The organism is Glutamicibacter sp. FR1 (assembly GCF_047300825.1).
Lineage (GTDB): Bacteria > Actinomycetota > Actinomycetes > Actinomycetales > Micrococcaceae > Glutamicibacter > Glutamicibacter nicotianae.
The window spans coordinates 983746-997611 of record NZ_CP178602.1 but is presented as its reverse complement, the minus strand read 5'-3'; the positions used below and the strand labels follow the sequence as shown (position 1 = coordinate 997611).

General features: G+C 60.3%; 14 protein-coding genes. All 14 read right to left on the bottom strand.

The genetic code is table 11. The features are described 5' to 3' along the window. Nucleotides 1-11: 11 nt before the first annotated feature. Entirely contained in the window at nucleotides 12-1799 is a 1788-nt protein-coding gene (locus tag ACLQ8T_RS04745; RefSeq protein ID WP_413455842.1) for a proline--tRNA ligase, read from the bottom strand. Nucleotides 1800-2272: 473 nt separating this feature from the next. Then, nucleotides 2273-3013: a hypothetical protein gene (locus ACLQ8T_RS04740; RefSeq protein ID WP_038989677.1), complete on the bottom strand. Its 741-nt coding sequence runs from the start codon at nucleotides 3011-3013 to the stop codon at nucleotides 2273-2275. Nucleotides 3014-3375: 362 nt separating this feature from the next. Next, the gene (locus ACLQ8T_RS04735; protein ID WP_413455841.1) at nucleotides 3376-4122 is read right to left on the bottom strand and encodes a hypothetical protein; all 747 of its coding nucleotides are present in this window, start codon (nucleotides 4120-4122) and stop codon (nucleotides 3376-3378) included. 52 nt (nucleotides 4123-4174) lie between these two features. After that, entirely contained in the window at nucleotides 4175-4801 is a 627-nt protein-coding gene (locus ACLQ8T_RS04730; protein ID WP_413455840.1) for a hypothetical protein, read from the bottom strand. Nucleotides 4802-5141: 340 nt separating this feature from the next. Further along, nucleotides 5142-5954, bottom strand: coding sequence for a GNAT family N-acetyltransferase (locus tag ACLQ8T_RS04725; protein WP_413455839.1), 813 nt, complete (start codon nucleotides 5952-5954; stop codon nucleotides 5142-5144). 37 nt (nucleotides 5955-5991) lie between these two features. Continuing rightward, nucleotides 5992-7158 (bottom strand): flavodoxin-dependent (E)-4-hydroxy-3-methylbut-2-enyl-diphosphate synthase, encoded by a 1167-nt coding sequence (gene ispG, locus ACLQ8T_RS04720; protein ID WP_038989684.1) that lies wholly within the window; start codon nucleotides 7156-7158, stop codon nucleotides 5992-5994. 139 nt (nucleotides 7159-7297) lie between these two features. After that, nucleotides 7298-7852, bottom strand: a complete 555-nt coding sequence (locus ACLQ8T_RS04715; RefSeq protein ID WP_413455838.1) for an NADPH-dependent FMN reductase — start codon at nucleotides 7850-7852, stop codon at nucleotides 7298-7300. Nucleotides 7853-7974: 122 nt separating this feature from the next. Next, the gene (arfB, locus tag ACLQ8T_RS04710) at nucleotides 7975-8397 is read right to left on the bottom strand and encodes an alternative ribosome rescue aminoacyl-tRNA hydrolase ArfB (RefSeq protein WP_038989686.1); all 423 of its coding nucleotides are present in this window, start codon (nucleotides 8395-8397) and stop codon (nucleotides 7975-7977) included. A 115-nt stretch (nucleotides 8398-8512) separates the two neighbouring features. Continuing rightward, on the bottom strand, nucleotides 8513-9502 hold the full coding sequence (locus tag ACLQ8T_RS04705) for an IS481-like element IS5564 family transposase (RefSeq protein ID WP_011113072.1): 990 nt from the start codon (nucleotides 9500-9502) through the stop codon (nucleotides 8513-8515). Next, nucleotides 9502-10677, bottom strand: a complete 1176-nt coding sequence (gene cmx / locus ACLQ8T_RS04700) for a chloramphenicol efflux MFS transporter Cmx (protein WP_047217927.1) — start codon at nucleotides 10675-10677, stop codon at nucleotides 9502-9504. Before cmx ends, ACLQ8T_RS04705 begins: the two co-directional genes overlap by 1 nt. 21 nt (nucleotides 10678-10698) lie before the next feature. Beyond that, a complete protein-coding gene (locus ACLQ8T_RS04695; protein WP_011113070.1) occupies nucleotides 10699-10752 on the bottom strand; it encodes a chloramphenicol resistance leader peptide in 54 nt (17 codons plus the stop codon). A 204-nt stretch (nucleotides 10753-10956) separates the two neighbouring features. Then, nucleotides 10957-11256 carry a YciI family protein gene (locus ACLQ8T_RS04690; protein WP_413455837.1) on the bottom strand — a complete coding sequence of 100 codons (300 nt, stop codon included), beginning with the start codon at nucleotides 11254-11256 and terminating at the stop codon, nucleotides 10957-10959. A 23-nt stretch (nucleotides 11257-11279) separates the two neighbouring features. Beyond that, a complete protein-coding gene (locus ACLQ8T_RS04685; protein ID WP_413455836.1) occupies nucleotides 11280-12629 on the bottom strand; it encodes a M50 family metallopeptidase in 1350 nt (449 codons plus the stop codon). Next, the gene (gene dxr, locus ACLQ8T_RS04680) at nucleotides 12626-13840 is read right to left on the bottom strand and encodes a 1-deoxy-D-xylulose-5-phosphate reductoisomerase (RefSeq protein WP_052253501.1); all 1215 of its coding nucleotides are present in this window, start codon (nucleotides 13838-13840) and stop codon (nucleotides 12626-12628) included. Before dxr ends, ACLQ8T_RS04685 begins: the two co-directional genes overlap by 4 nt. Nucleotides 13841-13866: the final 26 nt, after the last annotated feature.

Below are 13866 nucleotides of genomic sequence, written 5' to 3'. Positions count from 1 at the left end.
CTGCCGCGCTCTTAGGCAGACAGCTCCGCAACGACGTCCTCGACCTTGACGTCGCGGCGTTCGCCTGAGGTACGGTCCTTGACCTCGACTACGCCCTCTGCGAGGCCACGGCCCACCACGACAATGGTTGGGATGCCGATCAGTTCCGCATCGGAGAACTTCACGCCAGCGGAAACCTTTGGACGGTCGTCCAGGATGACCTCCAGGCCGGCCGCTTCGAATTCGACGGCCAGCTTCTCGGCGGCTTCCAGCAGCTCTGGGCCCTTGCCGGTGACAACCATGTGGATGTCGGCTGGGGCAACCTGCTTTGGCCATGCCAGGCCGTTTTCGTCGTGGTACGCCTCGGCGAGCGCGGCTACCGCACGGGTGACGCCAATGCCGTAGGAACCCATGGTGACGACGGTCAGCTTGCCGTTCTGATCCAGGACCCGCAGATCCAGTGCTTCGGCGTACTTGCGGCCGAGCTGGAAGATGTGTCCCATTTCGATGCCGCGTTCGGTGCGCAGCGGGCCGGAGCCATCCGGTGCCGGATCTCCTTCGAGCACGTTGACCGACTCGATGGTGCCGTCAAAGCCGAAGTCGCGCTCGGCCACCAGGCCGAAGACGTGCTTGCCCTTTTCGTTGGCGCCGGTGATCCACGAGGTGCCGGATACGACACGGGGATCAACCAGGTAGGTGATGCCGCTGGTTCCCTCGGTACCCAGAACAGCCTTGTCCAGGCCGTTGCCCGGGCCGATGTAGCCAGCAACCAATTCTGGGTGCTTGGCCAGGTCTTCGCCGTTAGCGGCTTCAACCTGGACCTCGCCGATGATGCCCAGCGGGGCACCTACGGTAGCTTCGACGCGCTTCAGGTCCACCTGGCGGTCACCTGGAACACCGATGACTACCAGCTGGCGATTGCCTTCAGGGTCGGTCACGGCCAGGACAACGTTCTTCAGGGTATCCTTGGCTTCCCAGGCACCGCCCACGCGTGGGCGCAGCTCGTTGGCCGCGGCCACCAGGGTTTCGATGGTCGGGGTATCCGGGGTATCGACGACCTCGAACGCAGGTGCGTTGGTGTAATCGATGGATTCTGGCACCACGGTGGTCACAGCCTCGACGTTCGCAGCATAGCCGCCTGCCGAACGCACGAAGGTGTCCTCGCCGATAGCCGTTGGATGCAGGAACTCCTCGGATTTGGAGCCGCCCATGGCGCCTGCCTGCGCGAAGACCGGGACAACTTCCAGTCCCAGGCGCTCGAAAATCTTCAGGTAGGCGGCACGGTGCGCCATGTAGGCCTCGTCCAGGCCCTCGTCATCGATGTTGAAGGAGTAGGAATCCTTCATGATGAATTCGCGGCCGCGCAGCAGGCCCGCGCGCGGACGTGCTTCGTCGCGGTACTTGTTCTGGATCTGGTACAGGTAGACCGGCAGATCCTTGTACGAGTTGTACAGGTCCTTCACCAGCAGGGTGAACATTTCCTCATGGGTCGGAGCCAGGAGGTAATCCGCATCTTTGCGGTCCTTGAGGCGGAACAGGCCTTCGCCGTATTCGGTCCAGCGGCCGGTCTGCTCGTAAGGCTCGCGTGGCAACAGCGCTGGGAAGTGGACTTCCTGGCCGCCGATAGCGTTCATTTCCTCGCGAACGATAGCTTCAACACGCGCAAGGACCTTCAAACCCAACGGCAACCAGGTGTAGATTCCCGGGGCCGCACGACGGATGTAACCGGCGCGTACCAACAACTTGTGGCTGGCGACTTCGGCGTCAACCGGATCTTCACGCAAGGTGCGCAAGAAGGTAGTGGAAAGCTTCAAAACCACTCGGGGTGTCCTTTTCCGTCCGTCGACTTCAGAGATATTTCCGGATGCCGACTAGCTATGCAAAATCAAATGGGATTTGGCCAGAAAATTGGCCTTAGACAATGCTACAGCTTTCGGCGACTTCCCAATAAATTCAAGGGGTCGAGCGGAACCGTGTTGCGTTTTCAGTAGCTTGCTCCCGCTTCTGGGCCACTGCTGGGCGTTGCAAGGTTCTTGCTTATTGAGGAGGTGACTTTAAACGAGACACCGCCTCGGTGCGCGTTTCTCACTGATTCTTGCTCGGAGCGTGTCCGCACATTGCGCCGCTCCACTGGCCATGGACACGGTTCATCAGCAGGTTCTCAACCGAACCTTCGCCTGAGACCACTCCATCCATCGGCAGCTGCTGCCTCACTTTGGAAGTATTTTCCATGTAAATGCGCGAAGCCCCTCTGGTCCAGGAACCAGAGGGGCATTCGCCACCGGAAGCGAGCCTACTTGGCCGCCGCCTTGACCTCTGCAACCGCCTTGTTCAGTTCATCAACGAGAGTCTTCACAGCCTCGTCTTCACTTTGTTCGGTGGTTTGGGTGTGGGAGACGGCAACGACGTTGTCGCCAACTACGCCCTGAATCTGGTACGAACCGCCCGGCACTTCAGCACCGTTCATGGTCATGGCGGTGTGGGTAGCGATCGTCTTGTCTGCGTCAGACTCAGCATCCAGGATCTTGGCAGAGGCCGAAACTTCCTGGCCTGCTACCTTCATCGAGAAGTCCTCGCAACCCTGCAAGTCCTTGGCATCTGCCATCTTGTTGATTGCTTCCAGCTTGGCAGCATCCTCGTAGCCAGCGACCGAATAGCTGCTGCTCTCACCGGCCTCGCCGACGACAATCGCTGCAGCCATGTTGACGCCGTCCAGGTCCTGGGTTCCCTGCTGCGCAACGTATTCCGCGCACTGCGCTGGTTCGATCTCCATCTGATCGATCAGTCCCTTGGCGCTTTCAACCGAGGCGCTCAACGCAGCGCTATCCAGAACCTGCACATTCGGTTCGTCTCCACCGAGAGTTTTGGCGACCGCAGCGGCTTGCTCGGCGGTCAGCGCCGGGACTGCCGTGCTTTCCTGTTCCTGAGGGGCCTCCGAAGAGCCTGCAGCTCCTTCGGTTCCCGAGTTCGAGCTGCAACCGGTCAGTGCCAGGGCAACTGCTACGGGCAGCACCCAGAGTGAACGCTTTTTCATGGTGATTTCCTCACTATGGTGATGATAAGCCACCCACAGCATTTCACAATATGTTGGAAATAAAAAGACAACAAGAGAGTGTTGCAGCAAATGGACTTGAGCAAGCTGTTCACTTGAATCGTCAAGAGCTGGTCAAGCGCCACCCACTGCCAGGAAAGCATCAGTCAAAGAGAAATCCGCAGGTGCCGCACATGAACAAGCCCCTGGCAGTCGAATCGCACTTCAACTGCCAGGGGCTTCAATGTGACTCGGAAGATGCATTGCTTCTCGGCAAACTATCAGCGTCGCTACCGCCACGGGCATCCCGCTCCTACGCGCAGCACCGCCTGATATTGGCGAGTCGGGGCACCGACCACATGCGACTATTGCTTTCGAACCGCGTCGATTTCGGCGAACGCACGATCCGTCAATTCCACCGCTTGCGCGGCCAGCTCAGCTGCTTGCTGCGAACCTGTCTGCAAGGTAACCAGGACGAAATCGCCGTCCCGCAGCGCCTGCACCACGATCGAGGTTAATAGCTGTCCTCCACCTGCGTCCATTTGAGTCGACATGGTCAACGACTGGTCAGCTTTGACGTCCAAGGGCAGGATCTGGCGTTCAGTTTCGATTTTTTCGCCACCGGTCTCAACGGTGACGTTTTCGCATCCCTCTAGATCATCCAGGGTCAGCGCCTGTGAAACGTTGTTGCGGGTGGCATCGTCTGTCAAGGAGAAGACCTGCACGACCTTGCCGACGGATTCCGAGGAGCTGGTTGCCGTTGCGGATACGGATGCTGTCAAGTCGGTGACTGAATACTTGGCATTCAACTCTGCGCATTTCTCCGGCTTGATGCCGCTGGGAGCCTTCGCGTTCTTGGCAATTTCCAGTTGCTGCTGCATTTGCTCGTTGCCGACCACCTGGACTGCGTTGTCGCCTTCCATAAGCTTGGAAGCGACGGATTTCACCTGCTCGGCAGTGAGCGCGCCATCCGAGGCAGCCTCTTTCTGGCTGTCTACGGAAGTCGTTGAAGCAGCCGATTGCGCAGGTTCACTAGCTGAATTTGAAGAACAGCCGGCCAGCATCATGCTCACCGCCAATGGCAGGGCCCAAAGGGTTAAACGCTTAGTCATTTACTGCTTTCCGTTGTTGCCGCCGAAGAGCCGACGACGTCGTAAAAATAAACTACTGGGTCAGCTGGCCCATGAGCTTTTGAAGGATCTCTGATGCTTCTTCAACTTCATTCGCGGTGTTCCCCGCTGATGTGGAGCGCTGTAGACCGAGAAGGACATTCGAGCTGGCAGTGCGAATGATCAGCTGCTGCTGGGTCGACGACCCATCACTGCTGGTGATCACATACCCATCGGATAATCCTGCTGAAGAATCTATGGGCTGCTTGGCAAGATGATAGGCACGAGTCTCGTTGCCCCGCTTGACGGTGTACCGCGTGCAATCAGCGTTGGCCGCCGTTTTGGCATCCCATTGGGCCTGCAAGAATTCAGAATCCTTGTAGATTGTGACCGTGAGGTAGCTGTCCTCGAATTCAATGGCGCCCATCGTGGCGTTCCTCAATTGATCGGCTACTGGCTCAGCAAAAGTGACCCCGCATTTGCTGGGATTCACTTTGACGTTCTCGATCCATTCCCGGGCTTGCGGAATGTTCTCACGAAGTTGCTTGTCGCTGATGACCTCGGAATTCTTTTCTTCTTGGGCGAATTCCTCGAGCAGGTTCTCCAGCTGTGCGCCATCGAGGCGAACCTGGGCTACCGGTGATGCGCCGACTTCGGCTTCTGGTGAGCTGCACCCGCTCATCAGGAGTACTGCTGCGCACATAGCAGCGCCCAAGTGCGCTCTAGCGCCAAAGCCTCGAACCACCAATTTTCCCATCACCGTCGCCGTTACACCTTCGAGTCTAGAAGACCGCGGATCATTCGCTGGGCATTGTTGCTTCCGCGTTGGGCGCAAGACGAAACATCACGAGGACAAAGCCGGGGTCGACATTTTCATTGCGGCGCCCGTCGCGCGATCGGGTTGCGCTGCAATTGCCCACGGCATCGAGGCTCGCTGTGCTGAAGCCATACAGGAATCTGCGAGCGAATCAGCATCGTCGGCTTCGAAAATTAAGGCTTTTCCATGGCGCCGGCTTCGGAGATCAGAACAGGATCGTCGCGAAGGTTCCGACCTGTTCAAATCCGATGCGCTGATATGTCTTAATCGCAGCGGTGTTGAAATCGTTGACGTAGAGGCTCACGACTGGCGCGAACTGCATTGCGTAGTCCACAGCGGAGGCCATGTAGCCGGCAGCCAACCCCTGTCCGCGGTACATCGGATTCACCCAAACACCTTGGATTTGCACAACTTCATCCGTGACCGTGCCCAGGTCAGCCTTGAAAATCACGTTGCCCCGCTGGTCGCAGTCCATGAGGGTATGCCCGTCACGAATTAGCTGACGTACACGATTGCGGTAGAAGCTTCCCCCGTTTTCCAACGGCGAATAGCCAAGTTCCTCTTCGAACATTGCTGCGCTGGCCGGCAGCACTCGATCGAATTCCTGGACCTGGGCCGGGCGGAGCCGATTGCGTCGAACGCCCGACGGGTTGTACGAGATCGCCATTAATGGCTGATTCGCCCGGAGCTCGAAAATTTCTTGCGGACCGTCCCGCAAGACCTCATGCATGGCCAGCACGGTTTCCGCCGGGCCGAAGACCGAGGCGAATCGCTGGCGGGTCTCGATGGCATGCATGGCGAATTTCTGGGCATCGGCCTCCGGCATGGCGGTGGGCGCCATATTGGCGCCCACCCAGCATGCCGATTCAAGGCCTTCACTGCCATCCAAGCCAACGATATGGGCAAAGCCATCTGGAACCGCAGACTTGTGGATGTTCACCTGCGAACGGGTGAAGATGTTGGCGACGGGGTCGCGATCGAGCAACTCGATGAGGGCGGCCGTGTCACGACGGCCCAAGATGCGCGGCGCTCCCTCGACGCTTCGTCGGCTAGTTCTAGCTGACGGAGACCACGGGAGAACCCGAGGAAGGATTCTCGTCATTGTCCAGTCCCATTTCTGCCGCCAAACGGTTGGCTTCTTCGATCAAAGTCTCGACAATCTGGTCTTCCTGGACGGTCTTGATGACCTCCCCCTTGACGAAGATCTGTCCCTTGCCGTTGCCCGAAGCTACACCGAGGTCCGCATCGCGGGCTTCGCCCGGTCCGTTGACGACGCAGCCCATGACTGCCACGCGCAGTGGAGCCTTCATGCCTTCCAGCCCAGCAGTAACCTGCTCAGCCAAAGTGTAGACATCCACCTGGGCACGACCGCAGGAGGGGCAGGAAACGATGTCCAGCTTGCGCGGACGCAGGTTCAGCGATTCCAGGATCTGGTTGCCGACCTTGACTTCCTCGACCGGTGGGGCCGACAGCGATACGCGAATGGTGTCACCAATGCCCTGGGAAAGCAGTGCACCGAAAGCGGTCGCGGACTTGATGGTGCCCTGGAACGCAGGACCGGCCTCGGTCACGCCCAGATGCAGCGGCCAGTCGCCGCGCTCTGCCAGCATCTCGTAGGCGCGGACCATGATCACCGGGTCGTTGTGCTTGACCGAGATCTTGAAGTCGTGGAAGCCGTGTTCCTCGAACAGGGAGGCTTCCCAGACAGCCGATTCGACCAGTGCTTCAGGGGTGGCCTTGCCGTACTTCTGCAGCAGGCGGCGGTCCAGTGAGCCGGCGTTGACGCCAATGCGGATCGACGTGCCGTGGTCCTTGGCAGCCTGTGCGATTTCCTTGACCTGGTCATCGAACTGTCGGATATTGCCCGGGTTCACGCGTACGGCGCCGCAACCTGCCTCGATGGCGGCGTAGACGTACTTGGGCTGGAAGTGGATATCGGCGATGACCGGGATCTGCGACTTCATCGCGATGATCTTCAGCGCTTCCGCGTCCTTGTCCGTTGGGCAAGCAACGCGCACGATGTCGCAGCCGGCAGCGGTCAGCTCAGCGATCTGCTGCAGGGTGGCGTTGATGTCGTGGGTCTTGGTGGTGGTCATCGACTGGACCGAAATCGGCGAGTCGGAGCCGACACCTACGGATCCAACCTGGAACTGACGAGTCTTACGTCGTGGTGCGAGTACCGGCGGTGGGCCTGCCGGCATGCCTAGGCTGACCGAAGTCAATGGACGCCTCCGAATAGATTGTGGGTATGTCTCTACTCCAAGTATGTCACCGTATCGCGGTGAGCGGGTATTGATGCGAGAAAGGCCACGGGAACCGTGGCCCTTCTCCCATCATTTTGCAGCTGGAGCCTGCGAAAGCCTAGTTGGCTTCGGCGATTTCCTTGATGCTCTTCAGCACGCCGGAAACCTGCTCGACAACTTCAGCGTCGTCCTTCGGGTGCAGTTCTGCGAAGCGCACTACCGAGTTCGGGATGGCCAGCTTGACGTTTTCAAGTACGTTGGCGCCGGCGATGTTCAGTGCCTTGCGTGCTTCGTCCTGTGCCCAGACGCCGCCGTACTGTCCGAAGGCGGTGCCCAGGACTACGGTTGGCATGTCCTTTAGTGCACCGGCACCGAAGGGACGGGACAGCCAGTCGATGGCGTTCTTCAAGACAGCTGGCATGGTGCCGTTGTACTCGGGGGTGACCAGCATCAGCGCGTCTGCTTCGCCGGCTGCGTCGCGCAGGGCCTGGGCTGCGACTGGAACGCCACCTTCCACGTCATGGTCCTCGTTGTAGAACGGGATATTCTCCAAGCCGCTGAACACTGAAACTTCCATGCCTTCGGGGGCGTTGTGCGAAGTGGCTTCCGCCAGCTGCTGGTTGGTCGAACCGTTGCGCAGGGAACCGACGAGGGTGAGGACTTTGGTGGTCATAAGGTGTTCTCCTTGGGGCAGAAAAAATAGAAAGCTGACGCTTCATCTACTTTCAACCGCATCGCCAAACCGGGCATTCCGCCGATTCCAGTGACATGGGACACAGTAGTTGCTTTCTCCGGTCAGTCCATTCCCGGCTTGCGGCGAAGCTGCTTCGTGGCCGAGCGATTGGCCTTGGCGCTCAGCCTGCGCCGGTGCGATCCCCGGGTGGCTTTCGTTGCTTTGCGCGCGGGCGCATCCGGCGCCAGGGCTTTTTCGATGATGCGTCCCAGCTTCTCCTGCGCAATCTGGCGGTTGCGCCATTGAGATCGTTCCTCGGCGGCAGTCACGACCAGTGCTCCAGCCACGAGGCGCGGTCCGAGTTTCTCGAGCAGCCTCTGGCGCTGCCAGTCGGACAATGCCCGTGAAGCGCCAATCACCCAAGCGAGCTCCACGCGGGAGTCAGAGGTATTCACATGCTGGCCGCCTGGGCCTGAAGAACGGGAGAAATGCCATTTCAGCTCCGCTGCAGGGATCGCCAGTGCCGGCGTAATCTGCACATCCATGATGCTCTCCCCTTTCTTCTCCCCTACCAGTCTGGGCCATCGATGCCGTTTAAGGCAGCCAGCCTCCGCCGTTCTTGGTACAGAACAACGGAGGCTGGCACATGCAACCTGTCGCCTAGGTGTGATGTCCAGGGACGTTGTTGAGTCGGTCGAAGGGTACGCCGCCAATCGCAGAGTGGTGTCGGTGGTGGTTGTAGAAGTGGAGCCAGCCGGGCAGCGCCAGGCGTCGTTCGGCCTCTGAACCGTAAAACCTGGCATAGGCCCAGCCGTCCCCGAGCGTGCGGTGGAATCGCTCGATCTTCCCGTTCGTCTGCGGCCGGTAGGGGCGTGTCCGCTTGTGTCGGATGCCGAGCCGAGCGCAGAAGTCCCTCCATGCGTGGGATCTGTATGCCGACCCGTTGTCGGATAGGACTCGCTCGACGGTCACGCCTCGTTCGGCGAACCAGGCCACGGCGCGTTCGAGAACTCCCACCGCTGTGCTCGCCTGCTCATCCGACCAGATTTCTGCGTATGCGACGCGGGAGTGGTCGTCGATGACTGTGTGAACGAACGCCGTCCCGGTGCGCGGCTTGTGATCTTTTCCTCGTGGTAATCCCGGAGTCGCGAGCTTGTTCCGTGCGCCTTGCTGCCGACCTACGTAACGATGTCCACCGCCGTCGGGGATGTTGCCGAACTTCGTGACATCGACATGAATCAACGATCCCGGATGAGGATGCTCATATCGCCGCAATGGCTCGCCAGTGACACGATCGATATGCGAGAGGCGGTTCACGCGGCAACGGACGAGGACCGCGTGAACAGTCGACGTCGAGAGACCAAGTCGCGCAGCGATCTGGGCTGGCCCCAGTCGAAGCCGCCAGCGCAGGTTGATGATCTTCTTCTTGACATGCTCGGGCGTCCTGCCTGGGATCCGGTGCGGCTTGCTGGAGCGATCCTGCATCCCAAACTCACCCTCTTCCCGGTAGCGGCCTGCCCATTTCCGGGCAGTGATCGGGGAGACCATGAACATCTTTGCGGCGATCGTGGCCGGATAGCCGTCTTCGACAATCAGCCGGGCTAACCGGAGACGGGCACGAGGAGTGAGAAGAGCGTTCGGATGGGTCATCAATTGGCCTCCGCCGCGGTCTTCGTAAGCGCGCGTCTGGTGAGAAGCATGATGACGAGAGCGATCGCTGTCAGCACCGAAGCGACCCAAACCGGCGCGAGCAGCCCCAGCCCGGTCGCGAGCCCGAGCGCACCAAGCACGGGCCCCGCTGCAGCTCCGATATTCAATGCTGCGGTTGCGTACGAACCGCCCATCGTTGGCGCACCCGATGCTGCATACAGCACACGCGTGATCAGAGTACTGCCGACGCCGAACGACAGGAATCCCTGAACGAGGACGAGGACGATAAGCGCGACGGGATGAGATGCGACCACTGCCAACACGATCCAGCCTGTCAGCAATAGCGGTCCGCCGACTGCGAGCACGAGGCCAGGTCGTTGATCTGATAGTCGTCCTGCGATCGTGACGCCAAGGAACGATCCGATGCCGAACATCACCAGCGCGACGGACACCCACGCTTCGGCCAAGCCCGCGGTCTCGGTCACGATGGGTGCCAGGAAGGTGAATGCCGCAAAGGTCCCTCCGTTGATCAGCGCTCCGAGTACCATGGCCAGGATGAGCCGCGGCGTCGCCAACTGGCTGAGCTCGACACGGAGCCTTGGTGAGGTCGCGCTAGTCTCGCTCCGACCAACATTGTTCGTGACGCCACGAATGACTCCAACGGCCGCGGGAATACAGAGGATGGCGATCGCCCAGAACGTCGTTCGCCAGCCCAGCGCTGTGCCGAGCAGTGCCCCGGCGGGGACGCCCACGACGGTTGCGATCGTCGTGCCGGAGAGCAGGATCGACAGTGCACGCCCCTTCTGGTTCGCTGGCACGAGGGTAGTGGCCGTGCTCAGTGCTACGGCGAGGAATCCTGCGTTTGCGAGAGCGCTGAGCACCCGGGTGATGAGCAGGAGAGAGAACACTGGTGTCATCGCTCCGATGACGTGGCTTCCCGCGAACACGAGAAGGCAAACGATCAATGTGAGCCGCGGTGGCCAACGGCGAGCGAATGCCGCCATCACTGGCGCGCCGACGACCATACCGACTGCGAATGCGGAGGTCAGCAGGCCCGCAGTGCCGACCGAGACGTCAAGTTCGGTCGCGATCGCGGGGAGCAATCCCGCGAGCATGAATTCTGAAGTGCCCATGACGAAGACCGCCAGGGCAAGCATGTAGAGGGCAAAAGGCATCGAGTACTCCGAGGTGTGAGATCAAGAAATGGTTCTTCTTGTCACCACGGCCAGCGCCCCGGGTACGCCAGACATACGCCCACACAGATCGTGGGCGTCGTAACTAGTGGTTCAAGGGGCTGGCGGTGTGACCGACAACCCCTGACCTGTCTGATTCGGGACTCGACATACCCTAAACTCTAACATGCCTTCAATGGCGAGCGGTCTGGACAGATACTTCTTGAATCGGCACGGTGTCATTACGGGCGGGGGCCAGAACAACGTCCCTGGACATCACACCTAGGAAGCGAATTCCTTCAGCAGGCCCATAACCGGGTTCCATTCTGTGATGGTGGCCGAGCCGACTGCGCCAACCAGCTGGAATGGGTCATTGGACAGCACGTCTTCCAATGCCACCTGCGATTCGACTGCGAAGATCAACAGCGCGCCGTCGCTGACCGGAGTTGGCCCCGAAGCCAGAAGGCGTACCGATCCTTCGCCAAGGAATCCCCCGAGGTACTCGCGGTGCGCTGGACGGTGTTCGTCGCGCAGCTCGGTGGAATTTTCGGCGTAAGCGTATTCAACAGCAAAAACAGTCATGTCTACAGCTTATTTCTCTCGTCTCAGAACAGTTGTATCGGCTTGAAGATATCCGCATATATTAAGAGCCCGCCCATGACCAGCATCGCCACCACGACGACATAGGTCAGCGGCAGTAGCTTGACCGTGTCAACCGGCTTGACCTTCTTGATCTTGAAGATCCGTGCAAACATGCGCTTCAGCCCCTCGTACAACGCTCCCACCACGTGGCCGCCATCCAGCGGCAGCAGCGGGATCAGGTTGAAGGCGAACAGCGCCAAGTTCAGGCCCCCGACGAGCGACAGCAACGTTGCGAATTTATCGGCAACCGAGATGGAATCCTCGGCGCTGATCTCTCCGGCGATGCGTCCTACGCCCACAATGGACACCGGCCCGTTGGGGTCGCGTTCCTGATTGCCGAAGGCCGCTTGGGCGACATCCACCATGCGCTGGGGCAGGTGAAGAATGACATCGCCGATCTTCAGCAGCTGCTCCCCGATCACGCCGGGCACCGCGCTCAAGGGCTGGGTCAAGTCGCGTTGCAAAGAGCCCATCCCGACGAAACCGACCTTGGTCATGATGTATTCGCCGTGCTCATCGAGCAGCACGTAGCCGTTCTCGTCAGTGGCCGGACGCTCGGTCAGGTACGGGGTCAGATCAGTGGTGTGGCTCTGCCCGTCACGGGAGTATTCCAGGGTGATGGGCTCTCCTGGATGATCGCGGATGACATCGGTGAGCTTGTTCCACTCGGCTTGCGCGACAGGGGTGCCATTCACCGCGGTGATCGTATCGCCGGGAAGCAGGCCAGCCTCGTAGGCAGGAGCCGGGACGTCCTCGTCGGTGCATTCGGTCTGCTCCGCGTTCTGCGCGCTGGCAATGCACTGGTACACCTCGGAGACCGTGGTGGTCGGGGTGGCCTGCCCGAAGCTGGTGAGCACTATGGCGATCACCACGAACCCGATGAGCAGGTTCATGATCGGGCCGCCGAGCATGATGATCACGCGCTTGTAGATCGGCAGCTGGTAGAACAACCGGCCTTCATCGCTGGGCAGCACGTTTTCGTTGGCCTGCGAACGCGCGTCATCGACCATTTGGCCGAAGACCTTCTGGAAGAGATTCGGCTTCTTCCCCGGAACATCGGCAGCGACCTGCTCGCGTGGCGGGTACATGCCGACCATCGAGATGTAGCCGCCCAGTGGCAGCGCCTTGATGCCGTATTGGGTTTCACCCCGCTTGAAGGAAACCAGTGTCTTGCCGAAACCGATCATGTACTGCGGAACCCGCAGCTTGAAGAGCTTCGCGGGCACCAGGTGCCCTATTTCATGCAGCGCGATGGACAGCCCTACGGCGACCAGCATGAACAGGACGCCGCCGATGAACAGCAATGCACTCATGCGCTCGCCTCGATGATCTTCGTTGCATGGGCACGGGCCCAACGATCGGTTTCCAGCACTGTTTCCACCGACAGCTCGGCATTCACCGGGGTGTACGCGTCCAGTGCGCGTTCAATGGTCTCGACGATGCCAGTGAAGCGGATCTTTCCATCATGGAAGGCATCCACTGCAACTTCGTTGGCGGCGTTGTAGACGGCCATATGCGTCCCCGACGAGGACGCTGCCTGCTTGGCAAGCTTCACAGCGCTGAAGACTTCTTCATCCAGCGGTTCAAAGGTCCAGCTGGCCGCGGTGGAGAAATCGCAGGCCTTCGCGGCCCCGTCGACCCGATGCGGCCAATTGATGCCCAGGGCGATGGGCAGGCGCATGTCCGGCGGCGATGCCTGGGCAATCACCGAACCGTCGATGAACTCCACCATCGAGTGGACGATGGACTGCCGGTGCACCACGGGCTCGATCTTCTCCAGCGGCACGTCGAAAAGCAGGTGGGCTTCGATGACTTCCAGGGCCTTGTTGACCATGGTGGCCGAGTTGGTGGTGACCATGCGCCCCATGTCCCAAGTCGGGTGGGCCAGTGCCTGGGCGGGGGTGACATCACGCAGCTGCTCGTAGCTGCAGCCGAAGAATGGGCCTCCGGAGGCCGTGACCAGCAGCTTGGCCACTTCCTCCGGCGCACCAGAGCGCAGGGCCTGGGCAAGGGCGGAGTGCTCGGAGTCTACCGGCGAGATCTGGCCAGGGGCTGCGATCTGCTTGACTACCTGGCCTCCGATGATCAGGGATTCCTTATTTGCCAGGGCCAGCAGGTGGCCGGCTTCCAGCGCAGCGATGGTCGGAGCCAGTCCAATGGCACCGGTGATGCCATTGAGCACTACGTCGGCCTCGGCGAACGCGGCTACTTCGGTGGCTGCCTGCGCGCCAACCACCAGCTCGGGTTCGTATCCGGTCACCGATGCGTCCTCGGCGGCCTCCTGGATGGCCGCGGCCAGCTCATCCTTTGATTCCACGGCGCTGCCGACCATTGCAGGGCGGTGCTTGATGGCCTGGCGAGCCAACAGTTCAAGGTTATATCCGCCGGATAAGGCGGCCACGGAGAATTGGCCGGATGCCTCTTCGATGACGTCCAGTCCCTGCGTACCGATGGAACCGGTGGAACCGATCAGGCTGACTCGACGGGGATGCCCGGCTGGAATGAAGGTTTTCTGGAAGCTCACCTAACCTATTATGGTTCGTTTAACTG

What these genes read in the sequence shown, in the direction of transcription:
- ACLQ8T_RS04740 (WP_038989677.1), bottom strand. Translation starts at nt 3,013, where the DNA reads ATGAAAAAGCGTTCACTCTGGGTGCTGCCCGTAGCAGTTGCCCTGGCA.
- ACLQ8T_RS04735 (WP_413455841.1), bottom strand. Translation starts at nt 4,122, where the DNA reads ATGACTAAGCGTTTAACCCTTTGGGCCCTGCCATTGGCGGTGAGCATG.
- ACLQ8T_RS04730 (WP_413455840.1), bottom strand. Translation starts at nt 4,801, where the DNA reads ATGAGCGGGTGCAGCTCACCAGAAGCCGAAGTCGGCGCATCACCGGTA.
- ACLQ8T_RS04715 (WP_413455838.1), bottom strand. Translation starts at nt 7,852, where the DNA reads ATGACCACCAAAGTCCTCACCCTCGTCGGTTCCCTGCGCAACGGTTCG.
- arfB (WP_038989686.1), bottom strand. Translation starts at nt 8,397, where the DNA reads ATGGATGTGCAGATTACGCCGGCACTGGCGATCCCTGCAGCGGAGCTG.
- ACLQ8T_RS04705 (WP_011113072.1), bottom strand. Translation starts at nt 9,502, where the DNA reads ATGACCCATCCGAACGCTCTTCTCACTCCTCGTGCCCGTCTCCGGTTA.
- cmx (WP_047217927.1), bottom strand. Translation starts at nt 10,677, where the DNA reads ATGCCTTTTGCCCTCTACATGCTTGCCCTGGCGGTCTTCGTCATGGGC.
- ACLQ8T_RS04690 (WP_413455837.1), bottom strand. Translation starts at nt 11,256, where the DNA reads ATGACTGTTTTTGCTGTTGAATACGCTTACGCCGAAAATTCCACCGAG.
- ACLQ8T_RS04685 (WP_413455836.1), bottom strand. Translation starts at nt 12,629, where the DNA reads ATGAGTGCATTGCTGTTCATCGGCGGCGTCCTGTTCATGCTGGTCGCC.